This is a genomic window from Streptomyces sp. NPDC037054 (assembly GCF_055606745.1).
In genome coordinates, this window is record NZ_JBVJSJ010000001.1 from 644,735 (window position 1) to 664,379 (window position 19,645).

Genomic DNA, 19,645 nt, shown 5'->3' on the forward strand with positions numbered 1-19,645 from the left:
CTACCGGCCGCCCGGTCCGGCCCGTTTCGCGCGTCCACCATCCGGGCGACGGCGTGGACGCGGCCGGACCGGCCCCGACGCCGGTCAGAGGATGACGTGGGGCAGGAAGCGGGCGTACTCGTCGGTGATCAGGCCGGAGGACTCGCGGATGCCGAGGCCGGCCGACTCGTTCTCGACGACCCAGGTGCCGAGGACGACGCGGTTGCCGTCGAAGGACGGCAGGGGGGCGAGTTCCTGGTAGCAGCAGGGCTCGTCGCGGACGACGGGGGCGGCGCCGGGCTCGTGGACGGTGACGCCGGCGCCTTCCCTGCCGAGCAGGGGCTTGGCGACGTAGCCGGTGGTGGCGGCGAGTTCGCGGGGGCCGTCGAGGTAGGCCGGCAGCAGGTTGGGGTGGCCGGGGTTGAGCTCCCAGAGGACGGCCAGCAGGGCCTTGTTGCTGAGCAGCATCTTCCAGGCCGGTTCGATCCACAGGGTGCTGCCGGTGCCGCCGCCGTTGTCGAGGGTGTCGAGGACGTGGCCGGCGAACCGGTCGGTGGTGAGCCACTCCCAGGGGTAGAGCTTGAAGCAGCTGCGGATGAAGCGGAGGCGGTGGTCGACGAAGCGGCGGGACAGCCGGTCCCAGCCGATCTCCTCCATCTCGATCCAGGCGGTGTCGAGGCCGGCCTGTTCGGCGGTCTCCTTGAGGTAGGCGACCGTCATCAGGTCCTCGCCGTACTCGTCGGCCCTGGAGTGCGCGAAGTACAGCGGGCTGCCGGGCGGCAGCAGGGCGGCCTGCTTCTTCCAGGCGTCGACGAGGCGTTCGTGGAGGGAGTTCCACTGGTCGGCGCCGGGGAAGCGTTCCTCCATCCAGAACCACTGCGGGGAGGCGGCCTCCACCAGGGAGGTGGGCGTGTCGGCGTTGTACTCCAGCAGCTTGGCGGGGCCCGTGCCGTCGTAGCGCAGGTCGAAGCGGCCGTAGACGGACGGGAGTTCGGCGCGGCGGTGCCAGGACTCGGCGACCGCGCGGGCCAGTCGCGGGTCGGTGATGCCGAGGTCGGCGAACCGGTCCTCGGCCACGATGTGGGCCGCCGCGGCGAGGCACATGCGGTGCAGTTCCTCGACGACCTCCTCCAGCGCCTCGACCTCGTCGAGCGAGAAGACGTAGTACGCGCTCTCGTCCCAGTAGGGGCGCAGCGAGCCGTCGGGGTAGCGGGTGAGCGGGTAGATCAGGCCCTGTTCCTCGACGGTCTGCTGCCAGCCGGGGCGGGGCTCGACGGTGCGGCGTTCCATGTCCGGTCCGCTCAGCCGCCGCCGGTGCCGGACGCCGAGCAGCCGAGGCCGCCGCGGTCGACGGCCTCGCTGCGGCTGAAGGTGCCGGACGAGACGTAACTCCCGTCGCTGTCCCCGTCGTAGTACCAGTCGCTGTCGGACGCGTACCCCTCGCACTTGTCGTCCGCGACGATCCGGTAGCCCTGGTAGACGTCGTAGCTGTCGCGGTCCACGCAGCGGCGGTCGGGTTCCGAGCCGCAGGACGTCAGGGCCGCCGCGACGACTCCCATGCCGCCGAGTACCACCGTGCTCGACCGCAGCCGACGCCGTGTTTGAGCCATGTGTTCGTCTCCCCCAGTCGTGCCCGCCCGGCTCCTGCCGAACGCCCGGTTCACGGCCGCAAGCCTAGGGTTCGGCGGTCGGCGGTGCCCAGGCGGCCGGGGGTTATGAGGGCCGGGGGGCGGGGACTTGGGGCGGTTTGCCCGTCAATCCTCACAACTCCCGTACAACCCTCCCCGCCCGTCGTGAGTCAGAACGCCGTGGTGGGGAGGGTCTTCGCACAGCAGTGCCACAGGGATGGCCTACGATGCGCACACCCTTCATAAAGATCACATAAGAGGATGTGCACGTCATGTCAGCCCGTTTCCGGCATCGCCCCCTTCGCGGCATATCCGCCGTCGCCGCCCTGCTCGCGATCGGCGCGGCGGGATGCTCGGACGTCTCCGACGCCGTCGACAGCGCCAAGGACGGCGCGAAGAAGGTGGCGCGCCAGCGCTCGGTCTTCTCGCTGGACGTCGGCGACTGCTACAACCCGCACGGCAAGGCCGAGGGGACGGCGTACGCCGTCGAGATCGTGCCCTGCGACGAGGCACACGAGGGCCAGGTCGTCGGCGAGTTCGCGATCGACAAGGGCACGGCGTACCCGGGCGACGACGAGGTCTCGGCCGTCGCGGACACCCGCTGCCCGGTCGAGGCGCAGGCGTACTCCCCGGACACCTGGGCGCTCCCCAAGGGCGTCGCGCTCTTCTACTACACCCCGACCAGCGAGAGCTGGGCGACGGGTGACCGCGCGGTGAGCTGCACCTACACCATGGAGAAGGGCACCTTCAAGGGCTCGCTGGACACGGCGAAGTCCCTGAAGCCCGAACAGGCCACGTACCTCAAGGGGTCGAACGCGGTCTACGAGGCCCTGTGGGCGAACCAGCCGGAGAAGGAGAACGTCGAGGACGACCTGGCCGGCTACAAGGCGATGGCCAAGGCCGTCGCGGCGGCCCTCGACACCCACGTCGAGGGCATGAACGGCATCGAGGGCACCGAGGTCGGCAAGCTCCGCGCCGCGCTGTCGAAGGCGGCCGGGCACTGGGAGAAGGCCGCCAACGCCGCCGACGTCGACGCGTTCTACACCGCCTACGACCCGGCGTTCACCGGCATCGACCCGAACGAGTCGGTCGCCGCGCGCAAGGAGCTGGGCCTCGCGACCACGGTTCCGGCCGAGGACGCCGAGGTCTGGGCGAGCTGACGCCCGGGCGGCTGCCGGGTCCTCACGGCAGGACCCGGTACAGCGTCTCCAGCGTCGCCTTCCACGCGTGCCCCGGCGTCGTCCCGTAGCCCACCACCAGCGCGTCCAGCCGCTCCGCGCGGGCGGACTCGTGGCGGTAGGTGGTCAGTCCGTGCAGGGCCAGGTTGTGCCAGGCCGCCGACCGGAGCGCCGCCCGCTCGGTGCCGGGCGGCAGGCGGAGCACGGCGTGCAGGCCCGCCGCGATGCCGGTGACCGTGACGTCCGGGGCGTGCGCCGCGAGGCCCGCGACCAGGGCGTCCCGGCGGCGCCGGTAGCGCAGGCGGGACGCGCGCACGTGGCGGTCGTAGGCGCCCGAGGTGAGGAACTCCGCGAGCGTGAGCTGGTCCGGTGCCCCGCACAGGTCGACGTGGCCCTTCGCCCGCGTGACCTCGTCCACCAGGTCCGGCGGCAGCACCAGCCACGCCAGGCGCAGCCCGGGGGCGAGCGACTTGCTGGCGGTGCCGACGTAGACGACGTGGTCGGGGTCCAGGCCCTGGAGGGCTCCGACAGGCTGGCGGTCGTAGCGGAACTCGCCGTCGTAGTCGTCCTCCAGGACCAGTCCCCCGGTGCGGCGGGCCCAGTCCACGACGGCCGCCCGCCGGTCGGGGTGGAGCGGGACGCCCATCGGGAACTGGTGGGCCGGTGTCAGCAGCACCGCGCCCTGCGTGCTCAGGCCCGACGGGTCGGTGCCCCGCGCGTCGAACGGCAGCGGTTCGGTGCGCAGGCCCGCCCGGCGCAGCAGCGACCAGTGGGCGTCCAGGCCGTACGACTCGACGGCGACGGCGTCGGCGCCGCGCGCCCGGAGCACCTGGCCGAGCAGGCTCAGCCCGTGGACGGAGCCGCCGCACACCACGATCCGGTCCGGGTGGGCGCGCACGCCCCGGGCCCGGGCGAGGTAGTCGGCGAGCGCCGACCGCAGTTCCGGCCGGCCCCGCGGGTCGCCGTAGTCGAGGACGTCGTACGGCGCCGCCGCCAGCGCGCGGCGGGCCGCCCTGAGCCAGGCCGTGCGGGGGAACGCCGACAGGTCGGGCGAGCCGGGCCGCAGGTCGTACGCCGGGCGGGCCGGGCGTCGCGCGGAGCGGGCCGGGCCGGCGGGCGCGACCACCCGGCGTTCCGCGACCCGCGTGCCCGAGCCCTGCCGGGCCGTCAGCCAGCCCTCGGCGACGAGGTCGGCGTAGGCGTCGGCGACCGTGTTGCGGGCGATGCCCAGGTCGGCGGCGAGCGCGCGGGACGAGGGCAGGCGGGTGCCGGGGGCGAGGCGGCCGGTGCGCACCGCCTCGCGCAGGGCGTCGGTCAGGCCCCGGCGCAGCCCGGGGCCGGTCGGTTCGAGGTGCAGGTCGATGCCCAAAGTGGCCCAGCGTTCCGCCATGGAAATGGACCATACTCCTGGGCTGCTTGGCTCATAGGGTCGAGGGCATGACGACGGAAACGACCGGCACGACCGGCACCACAGGCACGACTGGTACCACAGGCGCGACCGGCACCCCTGGCACGACGCACACGAACGCCCCCGCGCGGTACGCTCCCGAACACCCCCCGCGGCTGGACTGGGCCGCGCTCGCGCCCGAGGTGTTCAAGGCGATGGTCCGGCTGGACACGGCCGCCGGGAAGGGCCTCGACCCCACGCTGCACGAGCTGGTGAAGATCCGCGCCTCCCAGATCAACCGCTGCGCCCTGTGCATCGACATGCACAGCAAGGACGCACTCGCGGCGGGCGAGAGCGTCGAGCGGATCGTCCAGCTCAACTCCTGGGCGGAGTCGCGGCACTTCTACACCGAGAAGGAGCTGGCGGCCCTCGAACTGACGGAGGCCGTCACCGTGTTGACCGACGGTTTCGTGCCGGACGAGGTGTACGAGCGGGTCGCCAAGCACTTCGAGGAGGCCGAACTGGCCCAGCTGATCGCCGCGATCGCCGCGATCAACGCCTGGAACCGCTTCGGCGTGACCTGCCGCCGGACGCCGGGCCACTACCGTCCGGGGCAGCACAAGTGACGGAACGCACCACGCTGTTGGACGCCGGGGTGCGCTCCGCGATGCGGGAACTGAGCGCCGCGGCGAAGCGGGGGCTCGGCGACCCGGCCCTCGCCGAGCTGGTCCAGCTCCGCGCCTCCCAGCTCAACCGGTGCGCGTTCTGCCTCGACATGCACCTGCCGCTCGCCCGCGAAAGCGGGGTGACCCAGCGGCAGTTGGACCTGCTGACGGTGTGGGAGGGCGGTGACGTCTTCGACGAGCGCGAGCGGGCGGCCCTCGCGCTCACCGAGGCGGTGACGGTCCTCACCGAGGGCTTCGTGCCGGACGAGGTGTACGAGAACGCCGCCAAGCACTTCGACGAGCGCCGGCTCGCCCATCTCCTCGCGGTGATCACCGTCGTCAACGGCTGGAACCGGCTGATGGTCGCCCGGCGGATCCCGCCGGGGAGCACGCGGTGGTGAGCGGGGCGGAGACGTTCCGCGCCCTGCACCACGGCCGCCTGCCGGAGAAGCCGCTGGTGCTGCCGGGCCCGTGGGACGCGGCGAGCGCCCGCGTGTTCGCCGACGCCGGGTTCCCGGCCCTCGCGACACCGAGCGCGGGCGTCGCCGCCTGCCTCGGGTACGAGGACGGGCGGACCCCAGCCGACGAGATGTTCGCGGCGGTCGCGCGGATCACGCGGGCCGTGGACGTGCCCGTCTCGGCGGACGTCGAGGGCGGTTACGGGCTGCCGCCCCGGGAGCTGGTCGGGCGGCTGCTGGAGGCGGGCGCCGTGGGCTGCAATCTGGAGGACTCGGAGAACGGCGTCCTCAAGGACCCGCGCCGGCACGCCGACTGGCTCGCCGAGGTGTGCGCGGAGGCCGGCGGGCTGCTGTTCGTCAACGCGCGCGTGGACACGTTCCTGCGCGGGATCGCCGACCCGGCGCAGGCCGTCGCGCGGGCCGCGCTGTACGTCGCGGCGGGCGCGGACTGCGTGTACCCGATCGGCGCCCCGGTCGAGGTGCTGCCGCTGCTGCGGGCCGGCATCGAGGGGCCCGTCAACATCAACGGCACGGTGGACGGCGGCGGCCCCTCCCCCGCCGAACTGGGCGAGCGAGGGGCCACCAGGGTCACGTTCGGGCCGGGCCTGCAACGGCGTGCCGCCCTTGCGCTCCGCGACATCGCGGCGGAGCTGCCCAAGCCCTGACGGACGCGGTGGTCAGGACAGCCACGCCTTCCACGTGGACTCGTGGCTGTCCACCCACTTCTTCGCCGCCTCCTCGGGCGACAGCTTCTGCTCGGCGATCATCAGCGACACCGCGTTCTGGTCCTCGGTGGTCCACTTGAACTTCCGCAGGAAGTCCGCCGCCTCGCCGCCGTTCTTCGCGAAGTCCGCGTTGAGGTACTTCTGCAGCGGCGTGTGCGGGTAGGCGCAGGCGACCTTCTCCGGGTCGGCGTCGCAGCCCTCCTTGTACGCGGGCAGCTTCACCTCGGTCATCGGGACCTTCTCGAACAGCCACTGCGGCTCGTACCAGTAGGTGAGGAAGGGCTTCTTCTCCTTGGCGAACCGCTGGATCTGCGTGATCTGCGCCGCCTCGGACCCCGCGAACACCACCTCGTAGTCCAGCTTCAGGTTCTTCACCAGCGCCTTGTCGTTGGTGACGTAGGACGGCGAGCCGTCCATCAGCTGGCCCTTGCCGCCGCTCTCCGGGGTGCGGAACCGGTCGGCGTACTTGTTGAGGTTCTTCCAGTCGGTGACGTCCGGGTGCTGCTTCGCGAAGTACGTCGGGACGTACCAGCCGATGTGCCCGGTGACGCCGAGGTCGCCGCCGCGCGTGATGGTCTTCTTGTCCTGGACGTACCGCTTCTCCTGCTCGGGATGGCCCCAGTCCTCCAGGAGCGCGTCGACGCGGCCCTGGCTGAGCGCGTCCCACGCGGGGACCTCGTCGACCTGGACGGTGTCGACGCGGTAGCCCAGCTCGTGCTCCAGCAGGTACTGGGCGACGGCCACGTTGGACTGCGCGCCCACCCAGGACTGCACGGACAGGGTGACCGTCCTGGCGCCCTCGGCGTTCGCGAAGGGCGAGGCCTGCCGGGTCATGTCGGCGGCGCCGCAGCCGGTGAGCAGCACCAGGGAGCCCGCTACGGCAGTCGTACGAAGTCGCATGTCACGCTCCCTTCTTGGCGCGGCGTCCGGTGGGCTGCGTCACCCGGTCCAGCATCAGGCCGAGGCAGACGATGGCGGCGCCGGCCACGAGGCCGGTCGCGAGGTCGCCCTGCGCGAGGCCGAAGACGACGTCGTAGCCGAGGGCTCCGCCGCCGACGAGGCCGCCGATGATGACGACGGCGAGGACCAGGACGACGCCCTGGTTCACGGCGAGCAGCAGCGCCGGGCGGGCCAGCGGCAGTTGCACCTGCCGGAGCTGCTGGCCGCTGGTCGCACCGAGCGAGCGGGCCGACTCCAGGGCGGCCGGGTCGACCTGGCGCAGCCCTTGGGCGGTGATGCGGACGACGGCGGGCAGCGCGTAGACGACGGCCGCCGCGACGGCCGGGGCGCGGCCGACGCCGAACAGGGCGACGACCGGGATCAGGTACACGAACTGCGGCATGGTCTGGAACACGTCGAGCACGGGCCGCAGCAGCCGCTCGAAGCGGTCGCTGCGGGCGGCGGCGACACCGGTCGCGAAGCCGAGGACGAGGGTGACGGCGACGGCGGCCAGCACCTGGGACAGGGTGTCCAGGGACGGCTTCCACACGCCGAGCACGCCGATCGCGGCCATGGCGAGGACGGCGGTCAGCGCGGTGCGCCAGGTGCCGATCAGCCAGGCCAGGGCGGCGACGGCGAGCAGCACGGACCACCAGGGCAGCCACTGCAGGCCGTCCCGCAGCGGGTCGAGCACCCAGGTGGTGAAGCGGCCGGCCCAGTCGGCGGTGCCGCCGACGACGGGCACGCCGGAGTACAGGTGGTCGGTCATCCAGTCGACGGCCCGGTTGACGGGCTCCGCGATGTTCACGCTCCACGTGCCGGGCCACTCCAGGCGGCCCGTGAGCCGCCCGGCGACCGCGACGGCCGCGGCGCCGGCCAGGACGTACAGCCAGTGGGCGCGGGGCTTCGGGTCGTCCCCGAGCCCGGCGCCGGCCGCCGCGGTGACGCGGTCCAGGACGACGGCCAGCAGCACGATGGGAATGCCGGCGGCGAGCGCCGCGCCGACGTCGACGGAGGCCAGCGCCTGGTAGACGCGGTCGCCGAGGCCGCCGGCGCCGATCACGGAGGCGATGACGGCCATGGACAGCGCCATCATGATCGTCTGGTTGACGCCGAGCAGGAGTTCCTTGCGGGCCAGCGGGATGCGCGCGGTCAGCAGGCGCTGCCGGGCGGTGGAGCCGAGGGACTCGACGGCCTCCAGCACCTCCTTGTCGGCGCCGCGCAGCCCGAGGGAGGTGAGCCGGGCCATGGGCGGGGCGGCGTAGACGACGGTCGCGAGGACGGCCGCCGGGACGCCGATGCCGAAGACCAGCACGACGGGCAGGAGGTAGGCGAACGCGGGCAGCACCTGCATGGTGTCGAGCACCGGGCGCAGCACGCGGTCCATCCGGTCGGACAGTCCGGCGGCGAGCCCGAGGAGGGCGCCGACGACGACGGACGTGGCGACGGCGACGACCATGAGCGCGAGGGTCTGCATGGTCGGCACCCACATGCCGAGCGCCCCGCACGCCAGGAAGGCGAGGGCCGTGCCGACGGCCGGCCGGACGCCCGCGACGCGCCAGGCGATCAGGGCGCCGAGCGCGGTGACGCCGGCCCAGCCCACGGCGAGCAGGCCGAGGTAGACGGCGCGGACCGAGATGACGACCGCGTTGCTGACGTGGCCGAAGAAGTACAGGAACAGCGGGTGGCTGTCGCGGTTGTCGATGATCCAGTCGCTGACCGTGCCGAGCGGCTCGGTGAGGTCGACGGTGAGGGCGGCGGGCCAGGTGGCGCCGCCCCACTTGGCGGTGGCCAGCGGGACGAGGACGGCGGCGAGGGCGGCGAGGGCGAGGAGCTTGCGCGCGGCGCGGCTCGTGAGGACGCCCGGCGGCGACGCCTTCTGCGTGGTCGCGGTGATCGTCGCCATTACACCGGCTCCTCGGTGGCGCCGGCCGGGCGCTTGCGTTCCCTGCGCGGCAGCGGCACCGGTGCCTCGGGGGTCGCGGGCGCGGCCGTACGGGCGGCGGCGGCGTCGCCCGCCACGACGTCCAGCAGGGCGTCGGAGTCGACGACGCCGACGCACCGGCCGCCGTCCATGACCCGGGCGGGGGCGCCGGCCCGCGCCACCGCCTCGATCGCCTCCGAGACCGTCGCGTCCGGGGCGACGGCCGGGCCGTTGCCCGCTTCCCCGGCGGCGACCGGCCGCATCGCCGTGCGGACCGTCATGACCTGCTCGCGCGGGACGTCGCGGACGAACTCGCGGACGTAGTCGTCGGCGGGCGAGCCGACGATCTGCTCGGGCGTGCCGAGCTGCACGATCCGGCCGTCGCGCATCAGGGCGATGCGGTCGCCGAGGCGGAGCGCCTCGTTGAGGTCGTGGGTGATGAAGACCATCGTGCGGCCCTCCTCCTTGTGCAGCCGGATCACCTCCTCCTGCATGTCGCGCCGGATCAGCGGGTCGAGCGCGCTGAACGGCTCGTCGAACAGCAGGACTTCGGGGTCGACGGCGAGCGCGCGGGCCAGGCCGACGCGCTGGCGCTGACCGCCGGACAGCTGGGCGGGCCTGCGCTGCTCCAGGCCCTCCAGGCCGACCTTGGCGACGACCTCGGCGGCCTTGGCGCGCCGCTCGGCGCGGCCGAGGCCCTGGATCTCCAGGCCGTAGGCGACGTTGTCGAGGACGGTGCGGTGCGGGAGCAGACCGAAGTGCTGGAAGACCATCGCGGCGCGGTGCCGGCGCAGGGCGCGCAGGCGGGACTTGTCCATGGCGCGGACGTCCTCGCCGTCGATGGCGATCCGCCCGGCCGTCGGCTCGACGAGCCGGGTCAGGCAGCGCACCAGCGTGGACTTGCCGGAGCCGGACAGGCCCATGACGACGAAGACCTCGCCCTTGCGGACGTCGAAGGTGACGTCACGGACGGCGGCCGTGCAGCCGGTGCGGGCGCGCAGTTCGGCGGCGTCCAGGCCGGTCAGTTCGGGGTTCGTGGGTATGCGGCCGGCCTTGGGGCCGAACACCTTCCACAGGCCCTCGACGGAGAAGACGGGGTTCTCGGCGTTCTCGCGGGCGTCGGTCGTCGCGGTCTTCTTGGTCGTCGTACTCATCACGCACCACCTCCGATCAGGTCGACGGCCCGCTCACCGACCATGAGCACGCCGATCATGGGGTTCACCGCGGTCATGGTCGGGAACACGGAGGCGTCGGCGATGCGGATGCCTTCGAGGCCGCGGATGCGCAACTCGGGGTCGACGACGGCCTGTTCGTCGTTGGCGGCGCCCATCCGGCAGGTGCCGGCGGGGTGGTACACGGTGTGCGCGACCTTGCGGGCGTACTCGCCGAGTTCCTCGTCGCCGGTGACGTCCGGGCCGGGGCAGACCTCGCGCTTGAGCCAGTGGGCGAGCGGCTCGGTCTTCGCGATCTCGCGCGCGATCCTGATTCCGTCGACCAGGGTGCGGCCGTCGTAGTCGTCCTCGTCGGTGAAGTACCGGAAGTCGAGGGCGGGCTTCACGGACGGGTCGGCGCTGGTCAGGTAGAGCCGGCCGCGGCTCCTGGGCTTGGGGATGTTCGGGGTCATGGAGACGCCGAACTCCGGCCGCTCGTAGCCCAGTCGCTCCGGGTTGTCCGTGAAGGGGATCTGGTAGAAGTGGAACATCAGGTCGGGGCCCTGGTGTTCGGGGTCGCGGCGCACGAACAGGCCCGCGTCGGAGTCCATCGCGGAGTTCTCCGGGATCGGCCCGTGGGTCTCCCAGACGATGACCGACTCGGGGTGGTCGAGCAGGTTCTCGCCGACGCCCGGCAGGTCGAGGACGACGGGGATGCCGAGCGCCTCCAGCTGCTCCCTGGGCCCGATGCCGGAGTGCAGCAGCAGCCGGGGCGAGTCGACGGCGCCGGCGCACAGCACCACCTCGTTGCGGGCGCGGACCAGGAACTCGGAGCCGTCCTTGTCGCGCACGTGCACGCCCTCGGCGCGGGTGCCGTCCAGCTCCAGCCTGTACGCCCAGGTCTCCAGGTGGAGCGTGAGGTTGGTGCGCTCGTCCATCACCGGGTGCAGGTAGGCGACGGACGCCGACGACCGCTTGTTGTTCTCCGGGTGGTAGGCGAGGTCGAAGAAGCCGACGCCCTCCGTGAACGGCTTCTTGTTGAAGCCCTCGACGCGCGGCACGCCGAGCGCGCCCTGGGCGGCGTCGACGAAGTCGCGGGCGATGGCGTTCCGGTCCTTCTCGTCGACCGGGACGATGTTGTTCTTCAGGCGGGCGTAGTACGCCTCCATCGGGACCGCGCCCCAGCCCTTGGCGCCCGCGGCCTCCCACTCGTCCCAGTCGGACGGCAGCGGCTTGAACGCGATGAGCGTGTTGTGGGAGGAGCAGCCGCCGAGCACGCGGGCGCGGCTGTGCCGGATGTGCGAATTGCCGCGTGGCTGCTCGGTGGTGGGGTAGTCGTAGTCCAGTTCGCCGCCGAGCAGGCCCATCCAGCGGCGCAGTGTGAGGACGTCGTCGCGGTCGACGTCGCTCGGGCCGCCCTCGATGACGGCGACGGTGACGTCGGGGTTCTCCGTCAGCCGGGAGGCTATGACGGAGCCCGCGGTGCCGCCGCCGACGATGACGTAGTCGTAGACAAGGGGGTTCTGGGACATGGGGGGTTACTCCAGGGGTTCAGTCTCAAGGGGCGTGAGGGGCGCGTCCCGAGGGGGCGCGGGGAACTGCGCGACCGGCCACGACGGCGCCGCGGACGCCGGACACCACGTGGGGGCACTCTCGGCGGCGCGCTCTCAGCCCCGGAACCACCGCACCGGCTTGGGCGCGAGGTTCTGGTAGACGTGCTTGGTCTCGCGGTACTCGGCGAGTCCGGCCGGGCCGAGTTCGCGGCCCGTCCCGCTCTTGCCGAAGCCGCCCCACTCCGCCTGCGGCAGGTAGGGGTGGAAGTCGTTGATCCAGACGGTGCCGTGCCGCAGCCGGCCGGCGACCCGGCGGGCGCGTCCCGCGTCGGCGGTCCAGACGGCGCCGGCGAGGCCGTACTCGGTGTCGTTGGCGAGGGCGACGGCCTCGTCCTCGGTGCGGAAGGTCTCGACGGTGAGGACCGGGCCGAAGACCTCCTCGCGGACGACGCGCATCTCGCGGTGGCAGTGGTCGAGGACGGTCGGCTCGTAGAAGTAGCCGGTGGCGGGCCGGTCGGCGGACGGCTCGGGGCGCCTGCCGCCGCAGCGCAGCACGGCACCCTCGTTCAGTGCGGAGGCGACGTACTCCTCGGTCTTCGCGCGCTGCTGCTCGGAGACGAGGGGGCCGCACTCGACGCCGTCGGCGGTGCCCCGGCCGAGGCGGATCCGCTCGGCGCGGCGGGCGAGTTCGGCGACGAAGCGGTCGCGGACGCTCTCCTCGACGATGAGGCGGGAACCGGCCGAGCAGACCTGGCCGCTGTGGATGAACGCGGCGTTGAGGGCCTGGTCGACGGCGGTGTCGAAGCCCTCGTCGGTGGCGCAGGCGTCGGCGAAGACGACGTTGGGGTTCTTGCCGCCGAGTTCGAGGGCGACCTTCTTCACGCTCGGGGCGGCGGCCTGGGCGACCTTGACGCCGCTGACGAGACCGCCGGTGAAGGACACCAGGTCGACATCGGGGTGCTCGGCGAAGCGGGCGCCGACGGTGTGGCCGGGGCCGGTGACGAGGTTGGCGACGCCGTCGGGCAGGCCCGCCTCGACCAGCAGCCGGATGAGGGCGACGGTCGTGAGCGGGGTGACCTCGCTGGGCTTGATCACGAAGGTGTTGCCGGCGGCGAGCGCGGGCGCGATCTTCCAACTTGCCTGGAGCAGCGGGTAGTTCCAGGGCGTGATCATCGCGCAGACGCCGACGGGTTCGTGCACGACGACGCTGTGGATGCCGGGCGACCCGGCGTCGACGACCCGGCCGGGCGCCTCGGCGGCGACGAGGTCGGCGAAGTACCGGAAGGCGTCGGCGACGCAGTCGACGTCGACGCGCCCTTCCTCGACGGTCTTCCCGGCGTCGCGGCTCTCCAGCAGCCCGATCTCCTCCCGGTCGCGCACGAGGAGGTCGGCGACGCGGCGCAGCAGGGCGGCGCGCTCGGCGACGGGCGTCCGCGGCCAGGGCCCCTCGTCGAAGGCGCGCCGGGCGGCGGCGATCGCGAGGTCGGCGTCCTTCTCGTCGCCCTCGGCGACCACGGCGAACGGCACGGCGTCCGCGGGGTCGATGATCTCGCGCGTGGCACCGGAGACCGCCTCCAGCCACTCGCCCCCCGCGTGAATGGTCCTGCGCGCTCCGGGCACGTGGTGTTCCGTACTGTCCGCCATGGTCGTCATTGCCTTCCGTTCCTGTTCAGCACCCGTGTGTCACACGTGTGTCACTCACGGGACCGAGTGCGCCTGCCCCCGGCCCTCGATTGCATGCGCGTTCGGATGGCGAAAGTGCGCGGGGTCACGGCGGACTGCGGCAAAGGTGGACAAAAGGGGCGTAGAAGGTGTGGCCGCCGCCACGAAATGCCTTCCGTGCGGCGTCGTACGCGTCGTATGGGGGACGTACGCGGATCAGTCCTGGCCGGAAGGCGTCGCGTCGCAGGTCGTGGCCGGCGGGCAGAAGTGGGTCAGCGCCGTGAGCACGAGGTCGAGCTCGGGGTCGATGCCGTCGGTGGGCGGGCCGTAGGCGGCGATGGCGTACAGCCTGCCGTCGCCGGGCGAGCGGAAGCGCACGTCCTGGACGTGCCAGCTGCCGACGTCCGGTTCGCCCCGGAAGGAGTCGGCGCGGTACTCCAGCCGCATGCCGGTGACGTCGCCCTCGTCGAGCGGCTCCAGGGCGACCTTCTCGAAGCCCTTGGCCTTCGGCGTCTCGTCGGAGAGGAACAGGTCGAAGGACTCCTCGGGCGAGGCCTCGGCGACCTCGTACACCTGGAGGCGGCGGAACCCGTCCGCACTGCGGTAGTTGACGACGTCCATGCCGTGCTGGGAGGCCGCCGCCTCGCGGGTCCAGCCCTCGGGGCGGGCGATGGTGAAGCCCTCGGTGTCGGTGTACAGCTCGTAGTCGGCGGGGAGTTCGGACGCCGGACCGGACGCGGGGTCGGACGGGGATCCGGGGGTGTCGCCGGTGGGCGCGCCGTCGGTCGGGTCGCCGGTGTCCGTCGGTGCCGTGGCGTCACCGGTGCCCGAGGCCGCCGTGGACGCCGCCTTGCCGTCCGGGGTTCCGCCGTCGCCGTCGTCCCCGACGAGCGGCGTCAGCACCAGGGCCACGGCGACCCCGACTGCGGCGGCGCCGCCCAGCACGCCCCACACGAGCCGACGGCCGGGCCCACGGCCGACGGGCGCCGCGGGCGGCTCACCGGACGGCCACCCGCCGCCCGGCAACTCGGGCCCGGACCAGCCACCGGGTTCCGACACGTCCGGTGTCGGCGCCGGAGGCCAGGTCGGGGGCGGCGCGTCCGGTGTGGAGATCACCGTGTCGTGTCCGTCCCGCGCCGATGGCAGGAACTCCGGACGGGGTGGGGGCGGCGGGGTGACCGGTGCGGCGCCCTCGGTGCCGTCCTCCCAGCGCTGGGTGTCCTCGTTCCAGTACCGCGGTCCCCCGTTCATCGCGTCGCCCTCACATCCCCAGCAGTCCGGCGACGGCCCCGGCCGAGGCGAACAGCGTCACGATGTTCTGCGCGTCCGTGAGGGCCTCCCGCAGTCGCGCGAGGCGCCCCTCCCCCGCCGTGCCGGTCCGGGTGATCTCGCCCTCGGTGTCCGCGAGGGCCTCGTCGAGCCGCGCGGTCTGCTCGTTCTGCTGGAGCCGGGTCAGGTCGGCGCGCAACTCCCGTACGGCGGTCAGGAGTTCCTCGGCGGCCTCGTCGCGCCCGCCGGTCACGTTGCGGGTCTCGGCGCGGGCGTTCGCCCCGAAGGCGAACGAGGAGTTGTCGGCCCGGCCGATGTGGACGTTGGGCTCGTCGGGTGCCATCGCTAGTCGGATCCCTTCTGCGGCTCGGAGCCGCCGGTCGTGGTCTCGGCGCGGGCGTGGTCGCCGAAGGCGAAGGAGGAGTTGTCGGCGCGCCCGATGTGGACGGCGCCGTTGCTGATGTTGACGATCTTCTGCACGAACTCGCCGGTCTCGTAACCCGCTTCGGCCAGCGCCAGACGCACCCCGCGCCCGATGCGGTCCTGGATGCTGCGCAGGTACCGGACGACGTCCATCTCCTGGAACGTCGACCCGACGGGCGCGGCGCCCAGCTCCCGCACCGACAGCGCGGGACCGTCCGGCAGCGCGTTCGCGTGACCGCCGGTCAGCAGCCGCCACCCGTACACCGCGCCCCGCCCGAGCGAGACCAGGGAGCGGCCCGCGGCCCCGGGCACCAGGACGGCCGCGCCGGCCACCTTGCCGAAGAGGTTGCTGGCGCGGAACCGGTGCGAGGCGCGGTCGGCGTCCTTGAAGTCCGCGCGGACCGGGGTCAGCACGTGCGGCGCGATCTCCAGCATGAGCATCCGGCCCTGCGTGTGCAGCCGGACGAAGACGGTGACGACCAGCTCCTCCTCCCAGCCGCCGACGCGGATGCGCAGGAAGTGCCGGCGCTTTTCGCCGCCTTCCTCGACCGCGCGCGCCCGGTGCTGCTCGAACGCGGCGGCGCTGTACGGCGCCTGGTCGCGGGAGAGCAGCCCTTCGACGGGCAGGAACACGCACTCGTCGATCTCCAGGCGGCGCAGCCGGTCGCGCACGCCGGGCCCCGCGTACTCGGCGGGCACCCGCAACTGCTCGATCAGCGGCCGGATCCGGTCCAGGATCACGCGGTTGCTGAGCGGCTGCTGCTTCGCCTCCTCGTCCGGCCGGAGTTCGACGGCGAGCACCCAGGTCTCGTACTCGGCGCCCGCCCCGCAGAACGGCCGCGCCTCGTGGTACATGATCAGCGGCGCGTGCTGCTCCAGCCGGATGCGCTGCCTCAGCCGCTGGAACCGCGCGCTGTCGACCTGCTCGGCGGGATCGCTCGCGGCGTCCGGGAAGCGCTGCGGGGACAGTTCGTGGGCGAGGGCGCGGGCGAACTGGCCGCGCTGAGCGGACGCGCACAGGCCGATGACGGCGAGCACGCCCACCCCGAGCCAGGCCTGCCACGGCTCGGCGACTCCCGCGAGTTCGCCGGTGAGCAGCTCCAGCGGGTCGGAGGAGTCGTACGACGACCCGTAGCCGGAGTCGTACGACCCGTAACCCGAGTCGTCCGAGCCGCCGCCGAACAGGACCGAAACCAGGACCAGCAGGGCGAACGCGAAGGAGAAGCGGCCGGTCCAGCGCGCCAGGAACGCGAGCAGCCGCCGGTACCAGGGCGGATGGGCGGCACGCCCGCGGAGCAGGGGCACCACGGCGAGCAGCAGGCTGGGCCCCAGGATGAAGGCGAGCAAGCCCCCGCTGAGCGCGACGCCCACGATCCACAGGCCCAGGATCGCCGCCGACCAGGCCAGTTCCTGGCGCCGTGCGCGCAGGGCGTGGGCGAGGACGCGGGCGGCGTCGAAGCCGAGCGACGGGGCGACGACGCGCTGCTCGTTGAGGTAGAGCTGTTCGATCACGCGGTCGCGGTAGTCGGAGTCGAGGTAGGCGCCCGCGCACAGCAGCCGGGTGGCCTCGCTGGCGTGCGGCGGCGTGGGCGGGACGTCGGGCGGCGGTGCGCCCGTGTGCGGTGGTTGTTGCGGCACGTGTGCGGTGCTCACGCCACTCCCCCGGTGTTCGAATTGCCGCTGCCGAAAGGCGAGTTGATGACCCATCAGCATAGGGGAGCGACTGTCCCGGCAGAACCCGATTTGTCACGGGACACGCGTGGGGCCCCGCGCCGGACGAACCGGTGCGGGGCCCCACGGAAGATCGGCGGACGCGGTCGGCCCGTCGCTCGGCGTGTCGGCCGGCTCAGATCAGGCCGAGACCGCGGACCGCCTCGCGCTCCTCGGCGAGCTCCTGGACGGAGGCGTCGATGCGGGCGCGGGAGAACTCGTTGATCTCCAGGCCCTGGACGATCTCGTACGTGCCGTCCTTGCAGGTGACCGGGAAGGACGAGATCAGGCCCTCCGGGACGCCGTAGGAGCCGTCGGACGGGATGCCCATGGAGACCCAGTCGCCCTCCGGGGTGCCGTTGACCCAGGAGTGGACGTGGTCGATGGCGGCGTTGGCGGCGGAGGCGGCCGACGAGGCGCCGCGGGCCTCGATGATGGCGGCGCCGCGCTTGGCGACGGTCGGGATGAAGTCCTCGGCCAGCCACTTCTCGTCGTTGACGACCTCGGCGGCGTTCTTGCCGGCGACCGTGGCGTGGAAGATGTCCGGGTACTGGGTGGCGGAGTGGTTGCCCCAGATGGTGAGCCGCTTGATGTCGGCGACGGTCGAGCCGGTCTTCTTCGCGAGCTGGGTCAGCGCGCGGTTGTGGTCGAGGCGGGTCATCGCGGTGAACCGCTCGGCCGGTACGTCGGGGGCGGCGGCCTGGGCGATCAGGGCATTGGTGTTCGCCGGGTTGCCGACGACCAGGACCTTGACGTCGTCCGCGGCGTGGTCGTTGATGGCCTTGCCCTGCGGCTTGAAGATGCCGCCGTTGGCCTCCAGGAGGTCACCGCGCTCCATGCCCTTGGTGCGGGGGCGGGCGCCGACGAGGAGGGCGACGTTGGCACCGTCGAACGCGACGTTCGGGTCGTCGGTGATGTCGATGCCCTGGAGCAGCGGGAACGCGCAGTCGTCGAGCTCCATGGCGGTGCCCTCGGCGGCCTTGAGCGCGGGGGTGATCTCAAGGAGCCGCAGCTTGACCGGCACGTCCGCGCCGAGCAGCTGGCCGGAGGCGATGCGGAAGAGCAGGGCGTAACCGATCTGGCCGGCCGCGCCGGTGACGGTGACGTTCACGGGAGTGCGGGTCATGGCGTTCTCCGTATGACAGCTGGCGGTGGGGCGTCCCTGCCCCGGGGTTTGCGGGATCCCCGCCGCCGGCCGCCCGGTTCGCGGGGGTCGGCGCCCTCGGCCGCGATGATCGATCACCGGTACGAATGATCGATCTCTTGGCGTCAAGAGAGATCCAGCGGTCAGGCTATCGCGCATCCGCCACGACGCACGGCCGGGTCGGTGTGGCCCGTCCCACAGAGTCACCGGGCCGGTACGCGCCCCGACGTCAAGCGGCGGCCGCCCGTCCGGGAGAGGGGGACAGGGGCGGCCGCCAGAGGGGGGAACCGATCGTGCCGGACTCCCGTGGGGGGTACGGTTCGCGTGCCCGGGATCGGCACGACCATTCCTGCCGAACGGGAATTCTTTGCGCGCCTACCGGGTGCAGGCCTTCTCGCCCGTCGCCGCCAGGGTCACGCAGGCCTTGGCCTGGGACGCATCCCGTACGGCGACCATCGGGGTGTACGCGCTGGCGTCGCCGGCCTGCGTGATGCTGTCCGACTCCTCCGCCTTGCCCGCCGTCACGCTGACCTCGTCGCCCTGGGCGGCCTGCGTGATGCGGCCCCACGCGGCGTCGCAGGTCTTGCTGTAGCGGACCTCGACGACGGTCGTGCCGACGGTCGCGGACTGGGCGGTGGTCACGAACTCGCCGCTGCACCCCATGTTCTCCGCGTCCTTGCCGGTGCACTCGGCGCCGCTGCACTTCACGCCGGGCGGCAGCTCGGCCTTGGTCGCGGAGGGCGACGGGGCCGGGTCGGCGCCCTCGTTCCCCTTGTCGCCGCCGCCGAGGAAGAAGAACGCCCCGGCGATCACGACGAGGACGCCGACGGCGCCCGCGAGCAGCGTCGTCAGCCGCCGCTTGCCGCCGCCGGCGGAACGGTCAGGGCCCGGCCGGGGCCCACGCGGCGGTGCGCCGTACGGTCCCGCCGTCACCGGGGTCGTGGCGGGCCCGCCCGGCAGGGGCCTGCCCCCGGGTGCCGCACCGGGCGCGCCGACGGGCACGCCACCCGGGGCGCGGCGGCCGGACGGGGGCCGGTATCCGTCGGAGACACCCCAGGAGTTGGTGGGGCGGGCGTCGGCGACGTCGCCCCGCGCGTCGCGGCTGTCGGCGGCCGTCGGCTGCGGCGGCACGGTCGGAGCCACCCCGGCCGACGCGGCCGAAGCCCCGCCGTTCTTGCGGGCCGACCTGCCGCTCCCGGACCCGGAGCCCGACGCGGACGCCGCCCCGGACGCGGACCCGGTCCCGCCGCCCACGGGAGGCCCGCCGAACTCGCCGAGCGCGGCCCGCGCCTGCGAGATCCGGATGGCCTCCATGGTCATGTCGTGGCGCATCTCCGACCGGCTCCAGGCGCGTTCGGCGAGCTCCCACATCGTGGTCAGGTGAATGGGATGGGTGCCGGTGACCTCGGCCAGTGCCACGACGGCGCCCTTGGGCGCCAGCAGCCGGCCGTTCAGGTAACGCTCCCAGGACGTCTTGCTGTAGCCCGTCTGGTCGGCGACCGACGCGATGCTCAGCTCGCTGCGGTCCACGAGCCGCCGCAGCTGGCTCGTGAACTCCCTGATCTGTGGATCGAGTTCCTCAGGCAAGGCCTTCCAACGAGGCATTGCTCCCCCTCTTCCCCCCGGTCGTGCTGGTCGTTCCCCGGTCAGGATCTCAGTTCCGGGGGCGGGGGCGCACCACCCGTGACCCCGGGAAACGGGCGTGTGCGGGACGTAGCGGAACGGTCACCTCCGTGCCACAGCGCGCAGACAGGCGTTGAACAGGCACTTCCCGGTGCACGAGTGTGGAGCGCGACGGCGGCCCGCCCTTACTCGGGGGAGAGGACGGGCCGCCGTTGAGCGCGAGGACC

General features: G+C 73.1%; 17 protein-coding genes. 4 read left to right on the forward strand and 13 right to left on the reverse strand.

What is annotated here, in order from left to right:
• Positions 1–84: 84 nt before the first annotated feature.
• Both ACZ7D7_RS02905 and ACZ7D7_RS02910 read right to left on the reverse strand, forming a co-directional pair.
• Positions 85–1,269, reverse strand: coding sequence for a glutathionylspermidine synthase family protein (locus ACZ7D7_RS02905; protein ID WP_470821822.1), 1,185 nt, complete (start codon positions 1,267–1,269; stop codon positions 85–87).
• A gap of 11 nt (positions 1,270–1,280) precedes the next feature.
• Complete coding sequence (locus tag ACZ7D7_RS02910) at positions 1,281–1,589, reverse strand: hypothetical protein (protein ID WP_470821823.1); 309 nt, start codon at positions 1,587–1,589, stop codon at positions 1,281–1,283.
• A gap of 290 nt (positions 1,590–1,879) precedes the next feature.
• Here ACZ7D7_RS02910 and ACZ7D7_RS02915 point away from each other — a divergent pair, with 290 nt between their 5' ends.
• On the forward strand, positions 1,880–2,767 hold the full coding sequence (locus ACZ7D7_RS02915) for a septum formation family protein (RefSeq protein WP_470821825.1): 888 nt from the start codon (positions 1,880–1,882) through the stop codon (positions 2,765–2,767).
• 22 nt (positions 2,768–2,789) lie between these two features.
• Here the strand turns inward: ACZ7D7_RS02915 and pdxR are convergent, their stop codons facing one another.
• On the reverse strand, positions 2,790–4,175 hold the full coding sequence (gene pdxR, locus ACZ7D7_RS02920) for a MocR-like pyridoxine biosynthesis transcription factor PdxR (RefSeq protein WP_470821827.1): 1,386 nt from the start codon (positions 4,173–4,175) through the stop codon (positions 2,790–2,792).
• A gap of 47 nt (positions 4,176–4,222) precedes the next feature.
• Here pdxR and ACZ7D7_RS02925 point away from each other — a divergent pair, with 47 nt between their 5' ends.
• The 3 genes from ACZ7D7_RS02925 to ACZ7D7_RS02935 are packed head-to-tail and all read left to right on the forward strand — an operon-like array spanning position 4,223 to position 5,960.
• Positions 4,223–4,798: a carboxymuconolactone decarboxylase family protein gene (locus ACZ7D7_RS02925; RefSeq protein ID WP_470821828.1), complete on the forward strand. Its 576-nt coding sequence runs from the start codon at positions 4,223–4,225 to the stop codon at positions 4,796–4,798.
• The gene (locus ACZ7D7_RS02930; RefSeq protein WP_470821830.1) at positions 4,795–5,238 is read left to right on the forward strand and encodes a carboxymuconolactone decarboxylase family protein; all 444 of its coding nucleotides are present in this window, start codon (positions 4,795–4,797) and stop codon (positions 5,236–5,238) included. Before ACZ7D7_RS02925 ends, ACZ7D7_RS02930 begins: the two co-directional genes overlap by 4 nt.
• Positions 5,235–5,960: an isocitrate lyase/PEP mutase family protein gene (locus ACZ7D7_RS02935; RefSeq protein ID WP_470822443.1), complete on the forward strand. Its 726-nt coding sequence runs from the start codon at positions 5,235–5,237 to the stop codon at positions 5,958–5,960. The genes ACZ7D7_RS02930 and ACZ7D7_RS02935 overlap by 4 nt, the downstream gene beginning before the upstream one ends.
• Before the next feature lie 12 nt (positions 5,961–5,972).
• Here ACZ7D7_RS02935 and ACZ7D7_RS02940 read toward each other — a convergent pair whose 3' ends face one another.
• The 10 genes from ACZ7D7_RS02940 to ACZ7D7_RS02985 form a co-directional block, all read right to left on the reverse strand.
• The gene (locus ACZ7D7_RS02940) at positions 5,973–6,920 is read right to left on the reverse strand and encodes an ABC transporter substrate-binding protein (RefSeq protein ID WP_470821832.1); all 948 of its coding nucleotides are present in this window, start codon (positions 6,918–6,920) and stop codon (positions 5,973–5,975) included.
• Between the two features lies 1 nt (position 6,921).
• Positions 6,922–8,865 (reverse strand): ABC transporter permease, encoded by a 1,944-nt coding sequence (locus ACZ7D7_RS02945; protein WP_470821833.1) that lies wholly within the window; start codon positions 8,863–8,865, stop codon positions 6,922–6,924.
• The gene (locus tag ACZ7D7_RS02950; protein WP_470821835.1) at positions 8,865–10,037 is read right to left on the reverse strand and encodes a quaternary amine ABC transporter ATP-binding protein; all 1,173 of its coding nucleotides are present in this window, start codon (positions 10,035–10,037) and stop codon (positions 8,865–8,867) included. Before ACZ7D7_RS02950 ends, ACZ7D7_RS02945 begins: the two co-directional genes overlap by 1 nt.
• Positions 10,037–11,566 (reverse strand): GMC family oxidoreductase, encoded by a 1,530-nt coding sequence (locus tag ACZ7D7_RS02955; protein WP_470821836.1) that lies wholly within the window; start codon positions 11,564–11,566, stop codon positions 10,037–10,039. Before ACZ7D7_RS02955 ends, ACZ7D7_RS02950 begins: the two co-directional genes overlap by 1 nt.
• Positions 11,567–11,701: 135 nt before the next feature.
• Positions 11,702–13,231 (reverse strand): aldehyde dehydrogenase family protein, encoded by a 1,530-nt coding sequence (locus ACZ7D7_RS02960; RefSeq protein ID WP_470821838.1) that lies wholly within the window; start codon positions 13,229–13,231, stop codon positions 11,702–11,704.
• Positions 13,232–13,465: 234 nt separating this feature from the next.
• Positions 13,466–14,500, reverse strand: a complete 1,035-nt coding sequence (locus tag ACZ7D7_RS02965; protein WP_470821840.1) for a hypothetical protein — start codon at positions 14,498–14,500, stop codon at positions 13,466–13,468.
• A 10-nt stretch (positions 14,501–14,510) separates the two neighbouring features.
• Positions 14,511–14,861 carry a hypothetical protein gene (locus ACZ7D7_RS02970; protein ID WP_470821841.1) on the reverse strand — a complete coding sequence of 117 codons (351 nt, stop codon included), beginning with the start codon at positions 14,859–14,861 and terminating at the stop codon, positions 14,511–14,513.
• Between the two features lie 2 nt (positions 14,862–14,863).
• On the reverse strand, positions 14,864–16,594 hold the full coding sequence (locus tag ACZ7D7_RS02975; RefSeq protein ID WP_470821842.1) for a hypothetical protein: 1,731 nt from the start codon (positions 16,592–16,594) through the stop codon (positions 14,864–14,866).
• A gap of 193 nt (positions 16,595–16,787) precedes the next feature.
• Entirely contained in the window at positions 16,788–17,777 is a 990-nt protein-coding gene (locus ACZ7D7_RS02980; protein ID WP_470821843.1) for a malate dehydrogenase, read from the reverse strand.
• 393 nt (positions 17,778–18,170) lie between these two features.
• Positions 18,171–19,382 (reverse strand): DUF2690 domain-containing protein, encoded by a 1,212-nt coding sequence (locus ACZ7D7_RS02985; RefSeq protein WP_470821845.1) that lies wholly within the window; start codon positions 19,380–19,382, stop codon positions 18,171–18,173.
• Positions 19,383–19,645 lie beyond the last annotated feature (263 nt).

What these genes read in the sequence shown, in the direction of transcription:
- ACZ7D7_RS02980 (WP_470821843.1), bottom strand. Translation starts at nt 17,777, where the DNA reads ATGACCCGCACTCCCGTGAACGTCACCGTCACCGGCGCGGCCGGCCAG.
- ACZ7D7_RS02950 (WP_470821835.1), bottom strand. Translation starts at nt 10,037, where the DNA reads ATGAGTACGACGACCAAGAAGACCGCGACGACCGACGCCCGCGAGAAC.
- ACZ7D7_RS02910 (WP_470821823.1), bottom strand. Translation starts at nt 1,589, where the DNA reads ATGGCTCAAACACGGCGTCGGCTGCGGTCGAGCACGGTGGTACTCGGC.
- pdxR (WP_470821827.1), bottom strand. Translation starts at nt 4,175, where the DNA reads ATGGCGGAACGCTGGGCCACTTTGGGCATCGACCTGCACCTCGAACCG.
- ACZ7D7_RS02925 (WP_470821828.1), top strand. Translation starts at nt 4,223, where the DNA reads ATGACGACGGAAACGACCGGCACGACCGGCACCACAGGCACGACTGGT.
- ACZ7D7_RS02945 (WP_470821833.1), bottom strand. Translation starts at nt 8,865, where the DNA reads ATGGCGACGATCACCGCGACCACGCAGAAGGCGTCGCCGCCGGGCGTC.
- ACZ7D7_RS02905 (WP_470821822.1), bottom strand. Translation starts at nt 1,269, where the DNA reads ATGGAACGCCGCACCGTCGAGCCCCGCCCCGGCTGGCAGCAGACCGTC.
- ACZ7D7_RS02940 (WP_470821832.1), bottom strand. Translation starts at nt 6,920, where the DNA reads ATGCGACTTCGTACGACTGCCGTAGCGGGCTCCCTGGTGCTGCTCACC.
- ACZ7D7_RS02965 (WP_470821840.1), bottom strand. Translation starts at nt 14,500, where the DNA reads ATGAACGGGGGACCGCGGTACTGGAACGAGGACACCCAGCGCTGGGAG.
- ACZ7D7_RS02960 (WP_470821838.1), bottom strand. Translation starts at nt 13,231, where the DNA reads ATGGCGGACAGTACGGAACACCACGTGCCCGGAGCGCGCAGGACCATT.
- ACZ7D7_RS02970 (WP_470821841.1), bottom strand. Translation starts at nt 14,861, where the DNA reads ATGGCACCCGACGAGCCCAACGTCCACATCGGCCGGGCCGACAACTCC.
- ACZ7D7_RS02915 (WP_470821825.1), top strand. Translation starts at nt 1,880, where the DNA reads ATGTCAGCCCGTTTCCGGCATCGCCCCCTTCGCGGCATATCCGCCGTC.
- ACZ7D7_RS02955 (WP_470821836.1), bottom strand. Translation starts at nt 11,566, where the DNA reads ATGTCCCAGAACCCCCTTGTCTACGACTACGTCATCGTCGGCGGCGGC.